We start from the raw sequence: 22127 nt of genomic DNA on the forward strand, positions 1-22127 counted from the left end.
GGGTGGGCTGTCGGCGCCGTGCGACTCATCCAGAGAAGCAGGGCTGTTACGTCGCCGCAATGACCCCATTTACTAGTGGAAGTCGCATCCGCGCCGAATGTCCTTCGTGTGACCTGGCTCTCAAATCGCAGGTCAGCGCGGTAATTGACGCATGCACATCAAGGAACGTGATCTACGGGCCTCCTTAGTAGAGGACCAACGTCCTGTGGGCCGCCTCACTCGGGAAGGCCCTCGATGTAACGGAGCGCGTCGGGACCCCTACGGCTCTGGCGCCTCGAATGTGACCGGCGCCTCGAACGCGGCCCGGCGCGTGGCCCGGCGCAGCGCCTTCAGGACGGCGGGACCGAGCGCGAGGCTCAGCAGGACGGTGACGACCGCCCGCGGCAGGTCCCAGCCCAGCGAGGTCGCCAGGCAGTAGGCGGCGAACCGGCCCAGGTTCTCCACGAGGGGGTCGCCCGGCACGAAGGAGACGCCGGTGGCGAGGCCGCCGAGGTAGGGCCAGCCCTGGAGGTTCATCACCGTGCCGTACAGGACGGAGGCCACCGCTCCGTAGGTCGCGAGCAGCCACAGCTCGCCGCGGCCGCGCAGGGTGTCGGGGCCAGGGAGCAGCCCCGCGCCCATGCAGACCCAGCCCATCGACAGCATCTGGAACGGCATCCACGGCCCCACGCCGCCCGTCAGGAGCGCCGACGCGAACATCGACACCGCCCCCAGCACGAACCCGAAGCCCGGCCCGAGCACGCGCCCGCTCAGCACCATCAGGAAGAACATCGGCTCGATGCCCGCCGTCCCCGCGCCCAGCGGCCGCAGCGCGGCGCCCGCCGCGGCGAGCACGCCGAGCATCGCGATGGCCTTCGCGTCGAGACCGACGTCCGCGATGGTCGCCACGACGACGGCGAGCAGCAGCGGAAGCAGCGCGGCGAACAGCCAGGGCGCGTCCTGCGCGTGCTCGCTCAGCCCCGAGTCGCCCGCCGCGAGCAGCGGCCACCCGAACGCGGCCACGCCGACGGCGCTGACCAGGGCGAGAGCGGCGACCGAGCGGGGGCCCAGGCGGACCGGCCGGGCCTGACCACGCGGTTTCGGCACGACGGTCACGACGCCTCGCCTCCCTCCGCGTCGGACGCCTGCCGTACCCGTTCACTCCCGCGGAGGGCCTCCCGGACCTCCGAGACCGTCAGCCATTCCTGCGGCGCCAGGATTTTTGTGACCTGCGGCGCGAAGGACGGCGACGACACCACGATCTGCTCGGTCGGGCCGTCCGCGACGACCTCGCCGTCCGCGAGGATCACCACGCGGTGGGCGATCTCGGCGGCCAGCTCCACGTCGTGCGTGGCGAGCAGGATCGCGTGCCCCTCGGCGGCGAGCCCGCGCAGGACCGTGACAAGGCGGGTCTTGGCCGCGTAGTCGAGGCCGCGGGTCGGCTCGTCGAGGAGCAGCAGGGGCGGGCGCGTGGTCAGGACGATGGCCAGGGCGAGCGTCAGACGCTGGCCCTCGGAGAGGTCACGGGGGTGCGTGTCGTCCGCGATGCCCGGCAGCAGCTCGTCCACGAGGGCGCGGCAGGTGCCGGGCGCCGCGTCCGCGTCGTGGTCGGCGGCCGCGCACTCGGCGGCCACGGTGTCCGCGTACAGCAGGTCGCGCGGTTCCTGCGGGACCAGGCCGACGTGCCGGATCAGCTGCCGCGGGGACGTGCGGTGGGGGACGGCGCCGCCGACGCGGACGGTGCCCGACGTGGGTTCGAGGAGGCCGACGAGGCCGGCCAGGAGCGTGGACTTCCCGGCGCCGTTGCGGCCCATCAGGGCGACGGTCTCGCCGGGGGTGACGGTGAGGTCGACGCGGCGCAGCGCCTCGACGCGGCCGCGGCGCACGGCGAGACGTTCGACGGAGGCGGCGACCGCTTCCCGCCGTGCCGACGCCGTACGTTCCCTGCGCAGCCCGGACCACCGGCGCCCCGCCCCCCGCTCCGCGGCCGGCTCGACCGGTGCCTCCCGGCGCGGCTCCGCGCCCGCGAGCCTCTCCCGCAGCGGGCCCGCCCTGCGCCGCGCGTCCCGCACGGTCAGCGGCAGCGGCGACCAGCCCGCGATGCGGCCGAGGGCGACCACGGGCGGGAAGACGGGGGAGCGGGCCATCAGCCCGGCGGGGTCGCCGAGCACCGGCGCCTCGCCCGGCGCGGCGAGCAGCAGCACCTGGTCCGCGTACTGCACGACCCGCTCCAGGCGGTGCTCGGCCATCAGGACGGTCGTACCGAGATCGTGCACCAGCCGCTGGAGCACGGCGAGGACCTCTTCGGCGGCGGCGGGGTCCAGGGCGGACGTCGGCTCGTCGAGGACGAGGACCCGGGGGTGCGGGGTGAGGACCGAGCCGATGGCGACGCGCTGCTGCTGGCCGCCGGAGAGGGTGGCGATGGGGCGGTCGCGCAGACCGGCGAGGCCGAGCAGGTCGAGGGTCTCCTCGACGCGCCGCCGCATCACGTCCGGGGCGAGCCCCAGCGACTCCATGCCGTACGCCAGCTCGTCCTCGACGGTGTCCGTCACGAAGTGCGAGAGCGGGTCCTGGCCCACGGTCCCGACGACGTCGGCGAGCTCGCGCGGCTTGTGCGTACGGGTGTCGCGCCCCGCCACCGTCACGCGGCCGCGCAGGGTGCCGCCGGTGAAGTGCGGCACGAGCCCGCTGACGGTCCCGAGCAACGTCGACTTCCCGACCCCGGACGGCCCCACGAGCAGCACGAGCTCGCCCTCCGGAACGGTGAGGTCGACGCCCTGGACGGTCGGCCGGGGCGCCCCGTCGTAGGTCACGGAGACGTCCTCGAAGCGGATCATGAGGTCTCCTCGGGGGAAGCGGACGTATCGCGGCGACCGGTGGCGGGCACCCTGCGCCAGGCGGCGGGCGACGGATGGACCCGGGGCCGGGATGACGCGGCGGGGCGGGCGTCGTACGGGGTTGTGTCGCGGTGGTTTCCGCTGCCGTGGGGCGGCTGCTTCGGGTCGGTGGGTGAGGGGTCTGTCGTGGGGGCCGGGGCCACGAAGGCGGGTAGGAGGCCCAGCAGGATCGCCGCCGCCGGCCACAGCGGCAGTGCGGGGGCCACCAGGGGGACGACACCGGGGTGCAGGGCGGCGGGGTCGTGGGACGCCGACCAGATCGTCAGCGCCGCCACCGAGACCCCGGACCCGGCGACCAGCCAGGCGCGGACGCCCCACGGGTCGGGGCGGTAGCGGGTGCGCACCGAGCGGCGGCCGCCGAGTCGCAGGCCCGCGAGTGCGCAGAGGAGGCCGACGGCCAGGGCGGGCAGGCCGTAGGACGTGCCCTGTGCGGTCAGTAGTCCGTACGTACCCACGCAGACGCCCATGAGACCGCCGAGGGTGAGGACGGACGTCGCCCTGCGGACCCCCGCAGGGACGGGGGACGTCCGGCCGAAGCCGCGCGCGTCCATCGCCGCGGCCAGCGCGACCGACCGCTCCAGCGCGCCTTCCAGGACGGGGAGGCCGACCTGGAGGAGGCCCCGGATCCCGCGGTCGGGACGTCCGCGCAGGCGGCGCGCCGCGCGCAGACGCTGCACGTCGACGATCAGGTTCGGCGCGAACGTCATCGCCACGACGACCGCCACCCCGACCTCGTACAGCGCACCCGGCAGCGACTTCAGCAGCCGCGCCGGGCTGGCCAGCGCGTTCGCCGCGCCGACGCAGATCAGCAGGCCGGCAAGGCGGATGCCGTCGTAGAGCGCGAAGGTGAGGCCCTCCGCCGTCACCCGGCCGCCGATCCGCACGCCCCTCGCCCAGTCGGGCAGCGGCACCTCCGGCAGCGTGACGACGGTGTGCGTGCCGGGAATCGGCGAGCCGAGCACGATCGCGAAGACGAGCCGGATCGCGATGACCACCAGACCCAGCTTCACGAACGCGCCGTACGACTTCGCCCACGGCGCCGACGTCCGCCGCGCCGCCACCACATAGCCCGCGACGCCGATCAGCATGCCGAGCAGCAGCGGATTGGTCGTGCGGGACGCCGCGGTGCCGAGGCCGATGGCCCACACCCACCACGCGCCCGGGTGCAGCGCGTTGCCGCGGTGCACCTCGGGGGCGAGGCGGCGCCGCAGGAGGGCGGGCGCGCCGCTGCCGTGGTCCGTCATGGTGCTGTCCGTGTCGTGTCCGTTGTCCGTACGGGCCGCGCCTCAGCCGCTGCGGCGGCGGGCCTGCCAGATCCCGGCACCGCCGAGCAGCGCGACGGCGGCGATCCCGGCGATCAGGCCGACGGAGGGCCCGCCGTCGTCGCCGTCACCCGCACTGTCCGGCTCCGTCTGCGGCTGCGCCTTCGTGGACGTTCCGTCGGCGACCTGCTCGCCGCATCCCGTCTTCGGGTAGCCGTCGATCGCGCACAGCAGCGCCTTGCTGTCGTAGCGCAGCGGCTTGGCGACGGAGGCGAGGGCCTCCGCGCTGGTGGCGTCCTCGCCGACCTGCGCGCAGGCGGTCCGCCGCTTCGGCGGCGTCTCGCCGCCGGGGGCGTCGCCCGCCGTGCCGAAGTCGACGACGAGGCCCACGCGCTTCCGGCCGTCCTTCGCCGGGGTGTCCTCGCAGATGGCGTCGAAGGCGGCGGCGCCGCGCGGCTTCGCGGCGTCCTTCGAGTCCTCGGAGACCGAGAACCGGAAGCCCTGCACGTCGCCGTCCTCGGGGCGCGCGGTGCCCGGCCCCTGGCTGGCATAGGTCCACTGCTCGCCGTCCCGCTCCCAGAACGACCAGTAGCGGTAACCGGCGGCCTGGGCGGGCGCGGCGGCGAGGACGCTCAGGAGCGCGGCGAGGAACGCGCCGACGGCCAGGCGCCCGCGCCGCACACGGCCCCGCGTCACGGCTGCTGCTTCTTGCGGTTGCCGCTGTACAGGAAGCCGATGCCGATGCCCGCGACCATGCCGACGCCGACGATCCACCAGACGCTGACGCCGCCGTCGTCGTCCTTCTTCTCGTCCGCGTCGGAGTCCGACGGGGACTTGGAGGAGGTCTCCGGGGCCGGGCCCGTGGCGTTCAGCTGCTTCACGAGGTCGGCGCCGCCGAAGTCGCGCGCGTCCATACCGGCCGCGTGCGCGGCGAAGATCAGCTTCGAGTACGCGGCCGGGCCCGACTGCTTCGCCCAGTCCGCGGAGTTCTCCGCGAGCCACTCGGCGGACTTCTTCGCCCGCTCGCCCTGCCCGGCGGCGGCGAGGGCGAGCACGGAGTCGGCGGTGGTGCCGAAGTCCGGCTGGTCCGTGGAGCCCGGCATCGACGACATCAGATGGTCGTCGGTCTTGCCGAGGGTGTCGAGCAGATAGCCGACGCCGTTGCTCGCGGCCCGCGTGGCGGTGTCCGGCTTCGCGCACTTGGGCGCGGTGTCCGCGGACTTCTTGGGGGCGGAGACCACGAGGCCCTTGCCGAGGCTGCCGAGGACACCGGCGGCGGTGGCGTAGGCATTCGGCGCCAACTTGCCGGACTTCATGTCGGCGAGGCCGAAGGCGCCGCCGTCCTTGTCGCAGTCCATGGCGAGCTTCGGCAGCGCGTCGTAGGCGGACTTGCCGTCCTGCGACTTCACGTCGGCGGGGTTCCGGCCCGCGGCGACGAGCGCGCCGACCACGATGCCGGTGGAGTTCGCGTCGGAGGGCAGCCCCGGGTTGTTGCCCCAGCCGCCGTCCTTGTTCTGCACGGACTTCAGCCAGTCGACGCTCTTCTTGACCGTCTTGTCCTGGCCGCCGAGCGCGGCGAGCGCCTGCACGGCGGCCGCGGTGGAGTTGCTGTCGACCGCCGTCTTGGAGTTGCACGGCTCGCTCGAGTCCGCGCGGTACGCCGCGAAGCCGCCGCTCGCGCACTGCTGGCCGGTCAGCCAGTCCACGGCCTTGCCGGCGGGCTCGACGCCCTCGGTGTGCTGGGCGAGCAGGGCGTACGACTGGCGGAAGACGCCGTCGAACTTCGGGTCGGTCTTGCCGTAGAGGCCCGAGGGGAGGGCGGCCGACGGAGACGGCTTCGCGTCGTCCGCGAAGGCGGCGGGTGCCGCGGCCGAGCCGAACACGGCGACGGCGGCGGCCAGGACCGCTGCGCTGCGACGAACGTTCATGATGGGGCGGGTTGCCTCTCCCTGCGGGGAGCGGGGCGGCACGGACCGTGCGAGCACGGCGACCGGGCGGCTCCGGCTCCGTATACCTCGACGGTGCCGCTCATCGGGGGCCCCGATGAAGCGAGCCGGTCACGTTCCGCGCCGGGCATTCCGGCTCACGGGCCCTTGAGGTCTGGGCCCGTACACGGATTGGGGTATCCCCTGCTCGAGCGAAGTCGAGAGCTTGGGGAAGGGGCAGCGCCGGATTCGCACCGGCTTCCCCCTGGCGGACGTGAGGACGACGCGCTCACTCTACCGGCCGGTCCGCGCACCTCTCGGGTCACACCGCCACGAACGTGACCGGATCGCTCCCCGGCACGGCCTCCGCACGCCCCAGTTTCACCAGCCGCCGCACATGGGCCTCGGCCTCCGAGACCGCGATGGTCCGCGAGCCGTAGGGGATCTCGGCCCAGGGGCGGTTCCACTCCATGCGGGCGGCGATCTGCCAGGGGGTGAGGGGCTCGGCGAGCAGGGCGAGGAGGCCCCTCAGGCGCTCCTCGTGGTGGGCCAGGAGCTCGTGGACGCGGGCGGGCGCGCCGGTGAACGCGCGCTGGTGGGCGGGGAGGATCTCCGCCGGGTCGAGGCGGGCGACGCGCTCCAGGGAGTCCAGGTAGTCGCCGAGGGGGTCGGTCACCGTCTCCGATTCGGGGTCCTCGTACAGGCCGATGTGCGGGGTGATGCCGGGCAGCAGGTGGTCGCCGGAGAAGAGGCGGCCGTTGCCGCGCAGGCCCGCGGGGTGGTCCTCCTCCAGGTGGAGGCAGACGTGGCCGGGCGTGTGGCCGGGGGTCCAGATGGCGCGCAGGCGGCGGCCGGGCAGCGCGAGGAGCTCGCCGGGGGTGATGGAGCGGTCGGGCAGGGCGGGGGCGAGGCCGGGGAGTTTGCGGGGGTGCCCCTCGTCGCGGGCCCGGATCAGCGGGGCGACGTGGTCGGCGGGCGCGCCGGCGGCCGTGAGCTTGTCCACCAGGTACGCGTACCAGCGGTCCGGCGGGTGCGAGCGGGTGCGGCGGACCACGGACGCGTCCGCGTCGTGCATGGCGAGCCATGCCCCGGAGGCGTCGCGGACCTGGCCGGAGAGGCCGTGGTGGTCGGGGTGGTGGTGGGTGATGACGACGCCGTGCACGTCGGCGACGGCGACGCCGCACGCGGCGAGCCCGGCGACGAGGGTGTCCCAGGACGCCGGGTCGTCCCAGCCGGTGTCGACGAGGACCGGTCCCGCGTCGGTGTCCAGGAGGTGGACGAGGGTGAAGCCGAGGGGGTTGTCGGGGATCGGGACCTTGATGCTCCAGACGCCCCCGCCGTGCTCGGTCACCGGCGGGTCTGTCACCTGAGGGGTCATGGGGGCCTCGTCTCTCGTCGCCGGTCCCCTCACGGGGGCCATCACTATAACTAGAACTAGTTCCAATAGTCGCCCAAGTCGACTGCTTGGAGGCTGCGTTGCCCCTTCCTTCCGCGGACTCCACGAACTAGAACTGGTACCAGTTCTGAAACCCTGTCAGGAAACGCTCCGCAGGAGGCAGTCAGCCATGACCGAGCTCGTGGAACACGGACAGCTGTTCATCGGCGGGGAGCTGGTCGACCCGCTCGGCAAGGACGTCATCGACGTCGTCTCCCCGCACACCGGAGAGGTCTTCGCCCGCGTGCCCCACGCGGCTCCCGCCGACATCGACCGCGCCGTCGCCGCCGCCCGCAAGGCCTTCGAGCACGGCCCCTGGCCGCGCATGACCCCGGACGAGCGCATCGAGGTCATCACGAAGATCAAGGACGGCTTCGCGGCGCGCCACGAGGAGATCGCCCGCGTCATCAGCACCGAGAACGGCACCCCCTACACCTCGAGCGTGATGGTGCAGGCACTCGCCGCCATGATGGTGTGGGACGCGGCGATCACCGTCGCCCGCGACTTCACGTACGAGGAACAGCGGGACGGCGTCCTCGGCAAGCTGCTCGTCCGGCGCGAACCGGTGGGCGTCGTCGCGGCCGTCGTGCCGTGGAACGTCCCGCAGTTCACCGCGGCCGCCAAGCTGGCGCCCGCCCTGCTCGCCGGGTGCCCCGTGATCCTCAAGACCTCCCCGGAAACGCCCCTCGACGCCTACATACTCGCCGAACTGGCCGCCGAGGCGGGGCTGCCCGAGGGCGTGCTCTCCATCGTCTGCGCCGACCGCGAGGTGAGCGAGTACCTCGTCGGGCACCCCGGCATCGACAAGGTGTCCTTCACCGGGTCCGTCGGCGCCGGCAAGCGCGTCATGGAGGTCGCCGCCCGCAACCTCACCCGCGTGACACTGGAGCTCGGCGGCAAGTCGGCCGCCGTCATCCTGCCGGACGCCGACGCGGCGACCGCCGTCGCGGGCATCGCCCCGTTCGCCTGGATGATCAACGGCCAGGCCTGTGTGGCCCAGACCCGCATCCTCGTGCCCCGCACCCGCTACGACGAGTTCGCCGAGGCCTTCTCCGCCGCCGCGAACGCCCTCGAGGTCGGCGACCCCCTCGACCCCGCCACCGAACTCGGCCCGCTCGTCGCCCAGCGGCAGCAGCAGCGCTCCCTCGACTACATCCGCATCGGCCAGGAGGAAGGCGCCAAGATCCTCGCGGGCGGCGGCCGGCCCGCCGGACTCGACCGGGGCTGGTACGTCGAGCCGACCCTCTTCGGCGGCGTCGACAACTCGATGCGCATCGCCCGCGAGGAGATCTTCGGCCCCGTCATCTGCCTGCTGCCCTACGGCGAGGAGGACGAGGCGGTACGGATCGCCAACGACTCCGACTACGGACTCAGCGGCAGCGTCTGGACGGCCGACACCGAGCGCGGCATCGGCATCGCGCGCCGGGTGCGCACCGGAACGTACTCCGTGAACACCTTCAGCATCGACATGCTCGGCCCCTTCGGCGGCTACAAGAACTCCGGCCTCGGGCGCGAGTTCGGCCCCGAGGGATACGGCGAGTACTTCGAGCACAAGATGATCCACCTCCCCGCCGGCCATCAGGGGAGCGGTGCCTGATGGGAGACCGCTGGCACGTCGAGGTCGACCGGTCGGTCTGCATCGGCTCCGGGATGTGCGTGCTCACCGCGCCCGGCGGCTTCGCACTGGACACCGCCCGCCAGTCGCACCCCACCGCGCCCGAGACCGACGCCAACGAAAAGATCCTCGAAGCGGCGGAGGGCTGCCCGGTCGAGGCGATCACGATCACGCTGGCCCACGGCGGGGAGGTCGTGTTCCCGCCCGAGGAGTGACCAGCCACGTTCCCGACTCGTTGACACCCGCGTCCCGTTCCTCCTCATGACGGCGCGGGTGTCGCCCTTTGTCCGGGCCGCGGATACTCTGTGCTCTCGAACATGAGCGAACGTGACTTTACCCATGCGTTCCGCACGGCGATCTGATGACAGTCGTGACTGTTCCGTCCCCCGGCGCCCTGGAAATCTCTCTGCCACGCCGAGCGGAGAGGGGACACCATGGACAAGCGGTACGAGGTCTACTGTCTGGCCGACAGGCATTTCTACGAGACCCCGGACCGGCTGTCGTCCAAGGGCGCCCCGGGCGCCACCGAGTACCCGGTGGCCGGCAGGCCCGTCCCCGAGGGATGGCGCTCCGGACGCGTCGGCGACTGGCTCTCCCTCGTCCCCGTGGACGACGAAGGAGCCGCGCTGCCCGCGCCCCAGCAGGGCTGGAAGATCCACGTCTCCGCGACGCTGGAGAACGCGGACCGCGTCGCCTCGGCCGTCTGGGACTACTGCGTGCCCCGCCGCATCCCCTTCAAGTTCGTGCCGGGCAAACACCTCCTGCACCTGCGCAACAGCAAGTACGCGGGCCGCGACCACAGCGGCAAGGCCGTCACGGTCTACCCGGCGGACGAAGCGCAGCTGCGGGAGATACTCGACGACCTGGGCGACCGCCTCGAAGGCACCGAGGGTCCGTACATCCTCACCGACCTGCGCTGGCGGCAGGGCCCGCTGTACGTCAGGTACGGCGCGTTCACCCGGCGCATGTGCGACAACGGCAGGGGCACCATGGTGCCGGCCATCGAGGACGGCGACGGGCAGCTCGTGCCCGACCCGCGCGACCCCGCCTTCAAGGTCCCCGCCTGGGTGACGCTGCCGTCGTTCCTCGAACCGGCGCTTGCGGCCCGCAACACGACGACCGTCGCCGACCTGCCGTACCGCATCGAGAAGGCCCTGCACTTCTCCAACGGCGGCGGTGTCTACGCGGGTACCGACACCCGCGACGGCCGCAAGGTCGTCCTCAAGGAGGGCCGCCCGTACGCGGGTCTCGCCGCCGACGGAGCCGACGCCGTGGCACGCCTCGAACGCGAGAAGGCCGCCCTGGAGAAGCTCTCCGGACTCGGCGTGGCCCCCGAGGTGCGCGACTGGTTCCTCCTGGACGGCCACCGCTTCCTCGTCATGGACTTCCTCGAAGGGGCCACCCTCAACTCGTTCTTCGCCCACCGGCACCCGCTGTGCACCAGCAGGCCGGACCCCGCCGCGATATCCGAGTACACGGCCTGGGCGCTGCGCATGTACCGCGCCGTCGAGGACGCCGTCACCGCCGTGCACGAACGGGGCGTCGTCTTCAACGACCTGCACCTCTTCAACATCATGGTCGCGCCCGACGAACAGTCCGTCTCCCTCCTCGACTTCGAGGCGGCGACGGCCGTCGGCGACCAGGGCCGGCAGGTCGTCGCGCACCCCGGCTTCCTCGCGCCGCCCGACCGCACCGGCACCGACGTCGACCGCTACGCACTCGCCTGCCTGCGCCTCGCCCTCTTCCTGCCGATCACCTCACTGCTCTCCATCGACCGCGGCAAGGCCGCACACTTCGCCCAGGTCGTCGCCGCCGAATTCCCCGACGTACCCGCGGAGTTCCTGGCCGAAGCCGTCGTCGAGATCGAGCAGGGGCCGCGCGCCCGAGCCGCGGGACACGAGCGGGCGCCGGTCCGCGCAGCGGGAGACACGGAGGCCCCGGTGGGGGGCGTCCTGAAGGGGGACCGGGCCGGCGCCACCCGCCACACGGCAGGGGCGACCCCACCTCTGGTCGACCCCGCCGACTGGCCGTACAGCCGCGACTCGATGGTCAAGGCCATCCTCGCCTCGGCCACCCCCGAACGCGACGACCGGCTCTTCCCCGGCGACATCGCGCAGTTCTCCGACGGCGGCGGACTCGGCCTCGCGCACGGCGCGGCCGGCGTGCTGTACGCACTCGCGGAGAGCGGCGCCGAACGCTACGAGGAAGGCGAGCACTGGCTCCTCAAGCACACGGAGCCCACCCCGCGCGGCACACCTCTCGGCCTCTTCGACGGTCTCGCGGGCGTCGCCCACGTACTCGACCGCCTGGGCCACCGCACCCGCGCCCTGGACCTCACCGGCCTCGTCCTCCAGGAGAAGTGGGAACGGCTCCCCTCCGACCTGTACGGCGGCCTCGCCGGACTCGGCCTCGCCCTCGACTCCCTCGCCCACAGCACGGGCGAGCGGGAACTCGCCGGGCACGCGCTGCGGGCCGCCGAACTGCTCGGCGAACGCCTCGCGGCCGACAGCGCCACCGACCTGGGCGGACGCCGCCGCGCCGGACTGCTGCGCGGCGCCACCGGACCCGCACTGCTCTTCCTGCGCCTCTACGAACGCAACGGCGACCCCGCCCTCCTCGACCTGGCGGCCCGCGCCCTGCGCACCGACCTCGGCCAGTGCGTCACCCAGGAACGCGACGGCAGCCTCGCCGTCAACGAGGGCTGGCGCACCATGCCCTACCTCGGCGACGGCAGCGTCGGCATCGGCATGGTCATCGACGACTACCTCGAACACCGGGACGACCCCGGCTTCGAGGCGGCACGCCCCGGCATCCTGGCCTCCGCGCGCTCACGCTTCTGCGTACAGCCAGGCCTGTTCCAGGGCCGCGCCGGACTCCTCGCCCACGTCAACCGCAGCACCACCCAGGGGATCACACCCGAGGACATCGCGGAGCAGACCGAGGCACTCGGCTGGTTCGCCATGGCGTACGCGGGCCAGCTGGCCTTCCCCGGGCACCAGATGCTGCGGCTTTCCATGGACCTCAACACCGGGACGGCGGGCTGCCTCCTCGCACTCGCCGGCGCCCTCGGCGACGACGGAGCGCACCTCCCCTTCCTGCCGCCCCTGCGGCGGCCCCAGAGCCGGTCCCGCCTCACAGCGGGGTCGTGACACAACCCCATAGGGAAAAGCGAATCGCGACTCCCCCAAGAGAGAGGGAAGTTACATGGCACTCCTCGACCTGCAGAGCATGGAATCCGACGAGATGACCGGCGGCGGCCACGGTGGCGGCGGAAGCCAGGCCAGCCTGCTCCTCTGCTGGAGCGACGCCAGCATCGTCCTGTGTCTCTGACACTCGACCCCAGCTGAACGGCACGGCGTTTGAAGGCCCGGGCGGCACCCCGCGAGGGGCCCGCCCGGGCTCTCCCCTGCCACCTGCCAACGCCTACGGCCACGACGAGGCGACGGAGACCCGTACCGCATGGCGACGACCACCACCCGACCCGAACAACCCGCCGCATCCGCGCACCTGTTGGGCGCCGCGACCCGGTACAGCGCCGCACGCTGCACGGTCCTCGCCCTCTGCGCCGTCGCGGGATCGGGCGCCGCCCTGCTCCTGCCGCTCGCCATCGGCCGCGCCCTGGACGCCGTCCTCACCGGCCACCTCGCCGGCCGCGGCGACACCGACGCCACCCGCTGGATCCTCGTCTGCGCCGCACTGATCGGCGCGAGCGCACTCCTCGACGCCCTCGACGGCGTCCTCACCGGCACCACCAACGCCCGCACCACGGCCTGGCTCCGCGGCCGCGTCGTCCGCCACGTACTCGCCGTCGGACCGCGCACCACCGCCCGCTTCGCCCCCGGCGACCTCGTCGCACGCCTCATCGACAACGCGGCGCACGCGGGCATCGCACCCGCCACCGCCGCCGCGCTCCTCGCCGCCCTGGTCACACCCGTCGGCGCCATGGTCGCCCTCGCCCTCATCGACGGCTGGCTCGCCGTCGTCTTCGTCGCGGGGGCACCCGTCCTCTTCTTCCTCCTGCGCGCGTTCGTGCGCGTCTCCTCCGACTGCGTGGCCCGCTACCAGCAGGTCCAGGGCGACATCGCGGGCCGCCTCAGCGAGGCGATCGGCGGGGCGCGGACCATCGCGGCGGCGCACACCGAGGACAAGGAGACGGCGCGGGTCCTGCGGACGCTGCCCGAACTCTCCCGCCAGGGCCACCGGATGTGGCGCGTCCAGGGCCGCTCCCAGGCACAGGCCGTCGCCGTCGCGCCGCTCCTGCAGATCGCGGTCGCCGCGGTCGCGGGCCACCTCGTGCTCCAGGAGCGCATCAGCGTCGGCGACCTGCTGGCCGCGTCCCGGTACGCGGTGCTGGCCACCGGCGTCGGCATGCTCGTCGGACAGCTCGGCGGCCTCGTACGGGCGCGGGCCGCGGCACGGCGCCTGGGCGAGGTGCTCGCGGAGCCCGGAACGGAACACGGGTCGGCCGAACTCCCGGAGAACGGCGGCCTGTTGGAGCTGCGCGGGGTGCGGGTGAGCCGTGGTGGGCGCACCGTGCTCGACGGCGTCGACCTGACGGTCCCCGCGGGCGCCACGGTCGCCGTGGTCGGCCGCTCCGGTGCCGGAAAGTCCCTGCTCGCCGCCCTCGCGGGCCGCCTCGCCGACCCCGACGAAGGAGACGTACGCCTCGACGGCGTACCACTGGACTCGCTCAGCCGAGAGGAACTGCGCCGCGAGGTCGGCTACGCCTTCGAGCGGCCCGCGCTGCTCGGCGGCACCCTGGAGGGCACGATCGGCTTCGGCTCCCCCCGCCCGGCACCCGAACGCGTCCGCGAGGCGGCCCGCGCCGCACGCGCCGACCCCTTCATCACCCGCCTCCCCGACGGCTACGCCACCCCCTGCGCCGAAGCGCCCCTCTCCGGAGGCGAGGCCCAACGCCTCGGGCTGGCACGGGCGTTCGCACGCGGCGGCCGGCTCCTCATCCTCGACGACGCGATGTCGAGCCTGGACACGGTGACCGAGCACCACATCGCCGAGGCCCTGCTCCGCCACAGCCCGCACCGCAGCCGCCTGATCATCGCCCACCGCGCAGCGACGGCGGCCCGCGCCGACACGGTGGCCTGGCTGCACGAGGGCCGGATCCGGGCGGTGGGCACGCACGCGGAGCTGTGGCAACGGGCGGAGTACCGGGAGGTGTTCGGCGCGTGAAAGGGCCGTCGACCAAGCCGGGCACCTACCACAGGGGTGTCCGCTTTCTGTGGCGCAGGTGGCCGGTCGTGGTGCGGCTCGCGCTCTGGTCCGTCCTGGAGACCGGGCAGACGTTCCTCACCGGGTACGCCCTCGCGCACGCCCTGGACGACGGATTCCTCGACGGGCGCGAGTCGGTCGGCCTCGGCTGGCTCGGCGCGGCCGCGCTCGGCGTGCTCGTCGCCGCGTACGGCACGGGGCAGGTGTACCGGGCCGTCGCCGACCTGGTGGAACCGCTGCGCGACTCCCTGGTGCGGCAGGTCGTCGGACGCGGGCTGCGGGAGGCGGACGGCGGCGCCGTGTCGCGGCTGACCCAGCAGGTGGAGATCGCCAGGGACACCTTCGCGGGCCTGGTGATGGTCTCCCGCTCCTTCCTCTTCACGGCGGCGGGCGCGCTGGTCGGTCTGTTCTCGCTGGACCCGCTCCTGCTGCTGGTGGTCGCGCCGCCGCTGCTCGCCGGGATCGGCCTGTTCGTGGCGACGCTGCGCCCGCTGGCCCGCCGGCAGGAGGAGTTCCTGGTCGCGGACGAGGAGCTGGCGGGACAACTGGGCGTCGTGGCGCCGGGGTTGCGGGACGTGGCCGCGGCGGGCGCGGAACAGGACGTGGCGGAGGGCCTGGACCGGGGTGTCGCCACGGAGTACGCGGCGGCCGGCGCCCTCGCCCGCTGGGGCATCCTGCGCACGGCGTCCCTGGCGGTCGGCGGCCAGCTCCCGCTGGTGCTGCTCCTGGCCGCGGGCCCGTGGCTCCTGGACAACGGGGTGACGCCGGGCGCGCTGGTGGGCGCTCTCGCGTACGTCACCCAGGCCCTGCTGCCCGCCCTCCACAACCTGGTCCACGGTCTGGGCGCGAGCGGTTCCCGCCTGGTGATCGTCCTGCGGCGTCTGACGTGGGAGGCGCCGGAGACGCCCGGGGCCCCTGCGGACGAGACCGGCGAGGAGGAGACCGGCGAGGAGGAGACCGGCGAGGACGAGACCCACGAGCGCGAGACCCACGAGCGCCGGACGCCCGCCTCCGCCTCCGACCCAGCCCCCGCTCTCCGTCTCTCCTCCCTCACCTTCGCCTACGGCCCCCACGCCGAACCCGTCCTGAAGGATCTGCGGCTCACCGTCGCCCGGGGCGAGCACCTCGCCGTCGTCGGACCCAGTGGCATCGGCAAGTCAACGATGGCCGGAATTGTCGCGGGACTGCTCGAACCGGACGCGGGAGACGTACGCGTCGAAGGATTTCCCGTGCGCGGGGCGGGGGCCGTGGGGCGGCGCGTCCTCATTCCCCAGGAGGCGTACGTCTTCACCGGGACGCTGCGCGACAACCTCGGCTACCTCCGGGAGGAGCCGGTTCCGGAGCGGGAGATGCTCGCCGCCGCCGAGGCCATCGGCCTGACCTCGCTCGTCGAGCGGCTCGGCGGCCCGGACGCCGAAACGGCGCCGGCGGAACTGTCGGCGGGGGAGCGGCAGTTGATCGCGCTGACCCGCGCCTACCTCTCGTACGCCCCGCTCGCGATCCTCGACGAGGCGACCTGTCACCTCGACCCGGTCGCGGAATCGCGCGCCGAGCGCGCCTTCGCGGCCCGCCCGGGCGGCACGCTGGTGGTCATCGCGCACCGGATCAGCTCGGCCCGCCGTGCCGACCGCGTCCTGGTGATGGACGGGGTGCATGCCCTGTGCGGTCGGCACGACGAGCTGATGGAACGTTCCCCTCTCTACCGGGACCTCAACGGCGCGGGCGAGTGGGGTGCGGACCCCGGGAAGGGGATCACCGCCTCACACCCACCCCTCTCCCTGCGAGATCCGTATCGCGTCGACCCTGTTCCGCGCCCCGGTCTTCCGGGTGATCGCGGCCATGTAGTTGCGCACCGTTCCGTTGGACAGATGAAGGCTGTTCGCGATCTCGGCGACCGAAGCGCCCCCGGCGGCGAGTGAGAGCACGCTCAACTCGCGTCGGGTCAGCGGCATCTGTGCCGCCTTGAGGAAGCCGAACCCCAAGGACTCGTCGACGAACCGCTGGCCCGCCGCCACCTGTCTGATCCCGGCGAGCAGCCGTTCCGGCGGGCTCGCCTTGTTCACATAGCCGAGCGCGTCCGCCTCCGCGGCCCGCCGCAGCTGGCCCGGCCGGTTGGCGGTGGCGAGCACCAGCACCCGGCAGCCCCTCCCCAGCGCCGACGGCCCGGTCAGTTCACCGATCGGAGCCATCGCGTAGGTCGCCTCGTCATCGAGGTCGACCACGCATAAGTCCGGTCGTACGTTCCTCTGCCGTCCGCGCGCATGAGACCACGGCGCGTGGAACACCTCCAGATCCGGCTCACGGGCGAGTTTCTCCGCCAGAGCCATTCGCAACAGACAGGCGTCGTGCACGACAAGAACCCGGATCACGCTCTGCCCCTCCAGCTCCCCGCCCCGGTTGCGTCGTTCAAGCACGCAGACCATTCATAGCGGTGAGTACCCCGGTCGTGACGCTGAGAACTGGCCAAGGGGGAGGGCGGGGGCGCATTTGCCATACGGTTGTGCGCCCCCTGTGCGTCGGACAGGTGACGGACGACTTATGGGCACGTGGGCGCCGACAGGCTATGTGTAAAACCCCGCTGTCAGGCTATGGGCAAAGATCGACCGACAGGTTATGGGCAAGGCTTCGCCGTCGGCTACGTGTGTGGGGTTACCGGCCAGTTGGCGGGCAGGGAGGTCGCGGTCCGGTCCGGTTACGCGCCGGTCTCCGCCGTCAGATCGATGAGACGGCAGACCGTCTCGATGTCGATCTTCACCTGGGCGATGGAGGCGCGGCCCGACAGCCAGGTGATCAGCGCCGAGTGCCAGGTGTGTTCGATGACCCGCACCGCGGACAGCTGCTGCGCGGTCGGCGTCTCCGCGAGCCCCATCGCGTCCAGGATGATCGCCGTCGTCAGCCGCGACACCGTGTCGACCTCGGGGCTCACGGACCGGTCGGCGAAGGTCAGCGCCCGCACCATCGCGTCCGCCAGATGCGGTTCGCGCTGCAACGCCCGGAAGGCCCGCATCAGCGTCTCGGCGACCCGCTCGGCGGGCGTCTCACCGGCCGGCGGGCGCTTCCTGATCGTCGTGTGCATGTGCTGCAACTGGTCCTGCATCGTGGCGACCAGCAGATGGACCTTGGAGGGGAAGTACCGGTAGAGCGTGCCGAGCGCGACGCCCGCCGCCTCGGCGACCTCCCGCATCTGCACCGCGTCGAAGCCGCCCCGGCTGGCCAGTTGCGCGCTGGCGTGCAGGATGCGGCGGCGGCGCGCCTCCTGGCGCTCGGTGAGGGCAGGCGCCGCAGGGTTCGCCGCCTTGACTTCCGCTGTCATGTCGATGCCCCTCCGCTACGCCTCGCGAGATCGCACAGCATGGCAGGGAGCCCGTCGTGGCGCGAATCACCTGATCCGGGCCTTACACCTCGCCTACCTGCCGGTAGATTCAAAGCTCGTTCAGCGATCATTCAGCGATCCAGTCTGAAACTTGTTCTAGATTACCGTCCCGGCGTAACCTCGCGGAGAACTGCAGGGAGAAGGGGGCCCGAGAGTGACCGCTGAGGCCATGGAGACACGCCCCCGAAAGGGTTCCGGCGCCGACGGCGAGCGCCCGTTGCGCATCGCGCTCCTCACGTACAAGGGGAACCCGTTCTGCGGGGGACAGGGTGTCTACGTACGCCACCTCTCCCGCGAGCTCGCCCGGCTCGGCCACAGCGTCGAGGTGATCGGCGCGCAGCCCTACCCCGTCCTGGACGAGGGCGACGACCTGCCCGGCCTCAAGCTCACCGAGCTCCCCAGCCTGGACCTCTACCGCTCGCCGGACCCCTTCCGCACCCCCAAACGGGACGAGTACCGCGACTGGGTCGACGCCCTCGAAGTCGCGACGATGTGGACCGGCGGCTTCCCCGAACCCGTCACGTTCAGCCTGCGCGCCCGACGGCACCTGCGCGCCCGGACCGGCGACTTCGACGTCGTGCACGACAACCAGACGCTCGGGTACGGCCTCCTCGGCGACCTCGGCGCGCCCCTCGTCACCACGATCCACCACCCCATCACCGTCGACCGGCAGCTGGAGCTGGACGCCGCACCCGACTGGAAGCGCCGCGCCTCCGTCCGCCGCTGGTACGCGTTCACCCGCATGCAGAAGCGCGTCGCACGCCGCCTCCCCTCGGTCCTCACCGTCTCCGGCACGTCCCGGCAGGAGATCGTCGACCACCTCGGCGTCCGCCCGGACCGCATCGAGGTCGTCCACATCGGCGCCGACACCACCCTCTTCTCGCCGGACCCCGCCGTCCCGGAAGTGCCCGGCAGGATCGTCACCACCTCCAGCGCCGACGTGCCCCTCAAGGGCCTGATCCACCTCGTCGAGGCGCTCGCCAAGGTCCGCGCCGACCATCCCGGCGCCCACCTCGTCGTCGTCGGCAAACGCGCCGAGGACGGCCCCGTCGCCCGGGCCATCGAGCGGCACGGCCTCGAAGGCGCCGTCGAGTTCGTCAAGGGCATCACCGACGCCGAACTCGTCGACCTCGTCCGCTCGGCGCAGGTCGCCTGTGTCCCTTCGCTGTACGAAGGGTTCTCGCTCCCCGCCGCGGAGGCCATGGCCACCGGCACGCCGCTCCTCGCCACCACCGGCGGCGCGATCCCGGAGGTCGCGGGCCCCGACGGGGAAACCTGCCTCGCCGTCCCGCCGGGCGACGCGGGCGCGCTGGCGCACGGCTTGAACCGGCTGCTCGGCGACGGGGACCTGCGGGCCAGGCTCGGCGCGGCGGGACGTGAACGCGTCCTCGCCAAATTCACCTGGGCCCGCGCCGCCCAGGGCACGGCGGAGCGGTACCGCGCGGAGATCGAACGCTTCGCGGGGCGCGGCGCCGCCCGGGCGGTGGCGCGCGGCCACGCCCTCCCCGCGGCCGAGGCCGCCCCCGAAGTTGCAGGACCTCACCACGAAAGCAGGGCCACGTGCTGACCGTCGACTTCACCCGCTTCCCGCTCGCCGCGGGCGACCGCGTCCTCGACCTCGGCTGCGGCGCGGGCCGGCACGCCTTCGAGTGCTACCGGCGCGGCGCGCGGGTCGTGGCCCTCGACCAGAACGCCGAGGAGATCCGCGAGGTCGCCAAGTGGTTCGCCGCGATGAAGGAGGCCGGTGAGGCGCCCGCGGGCGCCACGGCCACCGCGATGGAGGGCGACGCGCTCAACCTGCCCTTCCCCGACGCGTCGTTCGACGTCGTCATCATCTCCGAGGTCATGGAGCACATCCCCGACGACAAGGGCGTCCTCGCCGAGATGGTGCGCGTCCTCAAGCCGGGCGGCCGCATCGCGGTGACGGTCCCGCGCTACGGTCCGGAGAAGGTCTGCTGGGCCCTCTCCGACGCCTACCACGAGGTCGAGGGCGGCCACATCCGCATCTACAAGGCCGACGAACTCCTGGAGAGAATGCGGGAGTCGGGGCTCAAGCCGTACGGCACGCACCACGCGCACGCGCTGCACGCGCCGTACTGGTGGCTGAAGTGCGCGTTCGGCGTCGACAACGACAAGGCGCTGCCCGTGCGGGCGTACCACAAGCTGCTCGTCTGGGACATCATGAAGAAGCCCCTCGCGACGCGCGTCGCCGAGCAGCTGCTCAACCCCGTCGTCGGCAAGAGCTTCGTGGCGTACGCGACCAAGCCGCACCTCCCGAAGGTCTCGGCCGACACCGCGGCGGCCGCCAAGTGACGAGCCCGGAGCGGACCGAACACCTCGTCCTGCCCGGTGTCCTGACGGCCGATCAGGCCGTGGCGACGGTACGCGGCATCCTCGCCGTGCAGCGCGAGGACGGCGCCATCCCGTGGTTCCGCGGCCACCACCTCGACCCGTGGGACCACACCGAGTCCGCGATGGCGCTGGACGCGGCGGGCGAGCACGCGGCCGCCGCGCGCGCCTACGACTGGCTCGTCCGCCACCAGAACCCGGACGGTTCCTGGTACGCGGCGTACGCCGACGGGGACCCGCACGACGTCACCGACCGCGGCCGCGAGACCAACTTCTGCGCCTACCTCGCCGTCGGCGTCTGGCATCACTACCTCTCCACCGGCGACGAGGCGTTCCTCGACCGCATGTGGCCCGCCGTGGTCGCCGCCGTCGAGTTCGTGCTCGCGCTCCAGCAGCCCGGCGGGCAGATCGGCTGGAAGCGGGAGCCGGACGGCACGCCGGTGACGGACGCGCTCCTCACCGGCTCGTCCTCGATCCACCAGGCGCTGCGGTGCGCCCTCGCCATCGCCGAGCAGCGCGAAGAGCCGCAGCCCGACTGGGAGTTGGCGGCAGGCGCCCTCGCGCACGCGATCCGTCACCACCCCGAGCGGTTCCTCGACAAGAGCCGCTACTCGATGGACTGGTACTACCCGGTCCTGGGCGGTGCGGTGACCGGCGTGGCGGCCAAGTCCCGCATAGAGGAGGGCTGGGACCGCTTCGTCGTCCCCGGTCTCGGCGTGCGCTGCGTCGTGCCCAACCCCTGGGTCACCGGCGGCGAGAGCGCCGAACTCGCCCTGGCCCTCTGGGTGACCGGCGAGTCCGACCGCGCCCTCGACATCCTCCAGTCCATCCAGCACCTGCGCGACCCGGAGTCGGGCCTGTACTGGACGGGCTACGTCTTCGACGACAAGACGATCTGGCCCGAGGAACTCACCACCTGGACGGCCGGCTCGCTCCTGCTTGCCGTGGCCGCCCTGGGCGGCGACGAGGCGACCTGCGCGGTCTTCTCGGGCGACCGCCTGCCGACGGGCCTGGACCCGGACTGCTGCGCGGCGACCGACTAGCGACCCCGGCAGGCCGGAACCTCAGTAGCGGCGCAGGCGGCCCGCCACGGCGTGGCCGACCAGGAGGTAGACGATCGCGGCGAGGCCGTATCCGGCCACGACGCGGGCCCAGTCCTCGTCGAACGTGAACAGGTCGTGGGACCAGCCGGCCAGCCAGCGCGCCACGTCGTGGATGAACTGGACGAGGTCGTTGGCGCGGTTCGCGTCCAGCAGGTACATCAGGATCCACAGGCCGAGGATGGCGGCCATGACGTCGGCGACGATGACGATGACTCGCGCCGCAGTGCTGCCTTGGGAGTTCCGCGTGGGAGACATAGGGCCCGGATACCTGGGAACGCCCCGTTGAAACCCGGACGGGCGCATCCCGGTGGCGGGGCACGGCCCCGGGGGTGAGGCTGCGGAGAGGTCCGCGTTCTCCCACGGGCCGCTCAGCTCCCGTCAGGAGGCCCTGTCGTGCCCAGCCCCGTACCCGTCCGCCGCGCCGCGGTCTCCCTCACGCTCTGCGGCACCCTGCTGGCCGGCGCGACGGCCTGCGGCGGCAGCGGCGAGGACACCGCCGCCGCGTCGGCGCCGTCCACCAGCAGCAGCGCCGAGAAGCAGAAATTCGCCAAGACCCGCTTCGTCGCCAACGCGGGCCTGGCCGCCGGGGCGACGTACCAGTGGATCGTGAAGCCGTACCGCGCGGGCAAGTTCAAGAAGGGCGCGCACGGCCGGAAGTTCGCCCTGGTCAAGGCGGGTCTCGCGGGTGCGTTCACGTACAACAGGCTGAAGGCCGCGACGAAGAACGCGAAGGGCGACCCCACGCTCTCCAAGGCGGTCGCCCCGCTGACGTCCGGCATCGACGCTCTGAAGGACCTGCCGTCCAAGCTCCGCAAGGGCGAGGGGACGGACTCGGTGGTGAACTCCTTCGACGACATCATCAAGGACGTCAAGGGCGCAGGCAGCAGCGCGGGCGCGGACGTCAAGGACAAGGTGCCGTCGGCGGGCGAGCTGACGAAGGGGTGAGCAAGTCCGGTTCGCGGC

Annotated in this window: 18 protein-coding genes and 1 pseudogene; 10 read left to right on the forward strand and 9 right to left on the reverse strand. The window is 72.9% G+C overall.

Features of this window, described 5'->3' with window-relative positions:
* Nucleotides 1-258: 258 nt before the first annotated feature.
* From AC07DO_RS03720 to AC07DO_RS03745, 6 genes are all read right to left on the reverse strand, one after another.
* The gene (locus tag AC07DO_RS03720) at nucleotides 259-1095 is read right to left on the reverse strand and encodes an ECF transporter S component (RefSeq protein ID WP_479056770.1); all 837 of its coding nucleotides are present in this window, start codon (nucleotides 1093-1095) and stop codon (nucleotides 259-261) included.
* Entirely contained in the window at nucleotides 1092-2816 is a 1725-nt protein-coding gene (locus tag AC07DO_RS03725; protein ID WP_479056772.1) for an ABC transporter ATP-binding protein, read from the reverse strand. The genes AC07DO_RS03720 and AC07DO_RS03725 overlap by 4 nt, the downstream gene beginning before the upstream one ends.
* A complete protein-coding gene (locus tag AC07DO_RS03730) occupies nucleotides 2813-4120 on the reverse strand; it encodes an energy-coupling factor transporter transmembrane component T (RefSeq protein ID WP_479056774.1) in 1308 nt (435 codons plus the stop codon). The genes AC07DO_RS03725 and AC07DO_RS03730 overlap by 4 nt, the downstream gene beginning before the upstream one ends.
* Before the next feature lie 42 nt (nucleotides 4121-4162).
* On the reverse strand, nucleotides 4163-4834 hold the full coding sequence (locus tag AC07DO_RS03735) for an SCO2322 family protein (protein ID WP_479056776.1): 672 nt from the start codon (nucleotides 4832-4834) through the stop codon (nucleotides 4163-4165).
* Nucleotides 4831-6066, reverse strand: a complete 1236-nt coding sequence (locus AC07DO_RS03740) for a prenyltransferase/squalene oxidase repeat-containing protein (RefSeq protein ID WP_479056777.1) — start codon at nucleotides 6064-6066, stop codon at nucleotides 4831-4833. The genes AC07DO_RS03735 and AC07DO_RS03740 overlap by 4 nt, the downstream gene beginning before the upstream one ends.
* A gap of 319 nt (nucleotides 6067-6385) precedes the next feature.
* Nucleotides 6386-7441, reverse strand: coding sequence for an MBL fold metallo-hydrolase (locus AC07DO_RS03745; protein ID WP_479056779.1), 1056 nt, complete (start codon nucleotides 7439-7441; stop codon nucleotides 6386-6388).
* Between the two features lie 187 nt (nucleotides 7442-7628).
* Between AC07DO_RS03745 and AC07DO_RS03750 the strand changes: the two genes are divergently transcribed.
* The 6 genes from AC07DO_RS03750 to AC07DO_RS03775 all read left to right on the forward strand — a co-directional run bounded on the left by AC07DO_RS03750 (nucleotide 7629) and on the right by AC07DO_RS03775 (nucleotide 16258).
* On the forward strand, nucleotides 7629-9095 hold the full coding sequence (locus AC07DO_RS03750; protein ID WP_479056781.1) for an aldehyde dehydrogenase: 1467 nt from the start codon (nucleotides 7629-7631) through the stop codon (nucleotides 9093-9095).
* Nucleotides 9095-9328 carry a ferredoxin gene (locus AC07DO_RS03755; protein ID WP_385941820.1) on the forward strand — a complete coding sequence of 78 codons (234 nt, stop codon included), beginning with the start codon at nucleotides 9095-9097 and terminating at the stop codon, nucleotides 9326-9328. The genes AC07DO_RS03750 and AC07DO_RS03755 overlap by 1 nt, the downstream gene beginning before the upstream one ends.
* A gap of 219 nt (nucleotides 9329-9547) precedes the next feature.
* Nucleotides 9548-12262 carry a class III lanthionine synthetase LanKC gene (gene lanKC, locus AC07DO_RS03760; protein ID WP_479056783.1) on the forward strand — a complete coding sequence of 905 codons (2715 nt, stop codon included), beginning with the start codon at nucleotides 9548-9550 and terminating at the stop codon, nucleotides 12260-12262.
* A 55-nt stretch (nucleotides 12263-12317) separates the two neighbouring features.
* Nucleotides 12318-12443, forward strand: a complete 126-nt coding sequence (locus AC07DO_RS03765) for a SapB/AmfS family lanthipeptide (RefSeq protein WP_150218913.1) — start codon at nucleotides 12318-12320, stop codon at nucleotides 12441-12443.
* Between the two features lie 129 nt (nucleotides 12444-12572).
* Complete coding sequence (locus AC07DO_RS03770; RefSeq protein ID WP_479056784.1) at nucleotides 12573-14300, forward strand: ABC transporter ATP-binding protein; 1728 nt, start codon at nucleotides 12573-12575, stop codon at nucleotides 14298-14300.
* Nucleotides 14297-16258: an ATP-binding cassette domain-containing protein gene (locus AC07DO_RS03775; protein WP_479056786.1), complete on the forward strand. Its 1962-nt coding sequence runs from the start codon at nucleotides 14297-14299 to the stop codon at nucleotides 16256-16258. The genes AC07DO_RS03770 and AC07DO_RS03775 overlap by 4 nt, the downstream gene beginning before the upstream one ends.
* Here the strand turns inward: AC07DO_RS03775 and AC07DO_RS03780 are convergent.
* Both AC07DO_RS03780 and AC07DO_RS03785 read right to left on the reverse strand, forming a co-directional pair.
* A pseudogene (locus AC07DO_RS03780) lies at nucleotides 16184-16762 on the reverse strand (LuxR C-terminal-related transcriptional regulator); the annotation flags it as partial. The gene AC07DO_RS03775 and the pseudogene AC07DO_RS03780 sit on opposite strands and share 75 nt — an antisense overlap.
* A 269-nt stretch (nucleotides 16763-17031) precedes the next feature.
* Nucleotides 17032-17652, reverse strand: coding sequence for a TetR family transcriptional regulator (locus tag AC07DO_RS03785; protein ID WP_479056788.1), 621 nt, complete (start codon nucleotides 17650-17652; stop codon nucleotides 17032-17034).
* A 214-nt stretch (nucleotides 17653-17866) separates the two neighbouring features.
* Here AC07DO_RS03785 and AC07DO_RS03790 point away from each other — a divergent pair, with 214 nt between their 5' ends.
* Genes AC07DO_RS03790 through AC07DO_RS03800 form a run of 3 tightly spaced genes read left to right on the forward strand, consistent with a single transcriptional unit; the run spans nucleotide 17867 to nucleotide 21104 of the window.
* Nucleotides 17867-19279 (forward strand): glycosyltransferase family 4 protein, encoded by a 1413-nt coding sequence (locus AC07DO_RS03790; RefSeq protein ID WP_479056790.1) that lies wholly within the window; start codon nucleotides 17867-17869, stop codon nucleotides 19277-19279.
* The gene (locus tag AC07DO_RS03795; protein WP_479056791.1) at nucleotides 19273-20025 is read left to right on the forward strand and encodes a class I SAM-dependent methyltransferase; all 753 of its coding nucleotides are present in this window, start codon (nucleotides 19273-19275) and stop codon (nucleotides 20023-20025) included. The genes AC07DO_RS03790 and AC07DO_RS03795 overlap by 7 nt, the downstream gene beginning before the upstream one ends.
* On the forward strand, nucleotides 20022-21104 hold the full coding sequence (locus AC07DO_RS03800) for a prenyltransferase/squalene oxidase repeat-containing protein (RefSeq protein ID WP_479056793.1): 1083 nt from the start codon (nucleotides 20022-20024) through the stop codon (nucleotides 21102-21104). The genes AC07DO_RS03795 and AC07DO_RS03800 overlap by 4 nt, the downstream gene beginning before the upstream one ends.
* 21 nt (nucleotides 21105-21125) lie before the next feature.
* On the opposite strand, the gene AC07DO_RS03805 is transcribed toward AC07DO_RS03800, so the two are convergent.
* Entirely contained in the window at nucleotides 21126-21419 is a 294-nt protein-coding gene (locus AC07DO_RS03805; RefSeq protein ID WP_479056795.1) for a hypothetical protein, read from the reverse strand.
* Nucleotides 21420-21557: 138 nt separating this feature from the next.
* On the opposite strand from AC07DO_RS03805, the gene AC07DO_RS03810 reads away from it, so the two are divergent.
* Nucleotides 21558-22109, forward strand: a complete 552-nt coding sequence (locus AC07DO_RS03810) for a hypothetical protein (protein ID WP_479056796.1) — start codon at nucleotides 21558-21560, stop codon at nucleotides 22107-22109.
* Nucleotides 22110-22127 lie beyond the last annotated feature (18 nt).

The sequence above is a fragment of the Streptomyces sp. NPDC045678 genome, from assembly GCF_056432085.1.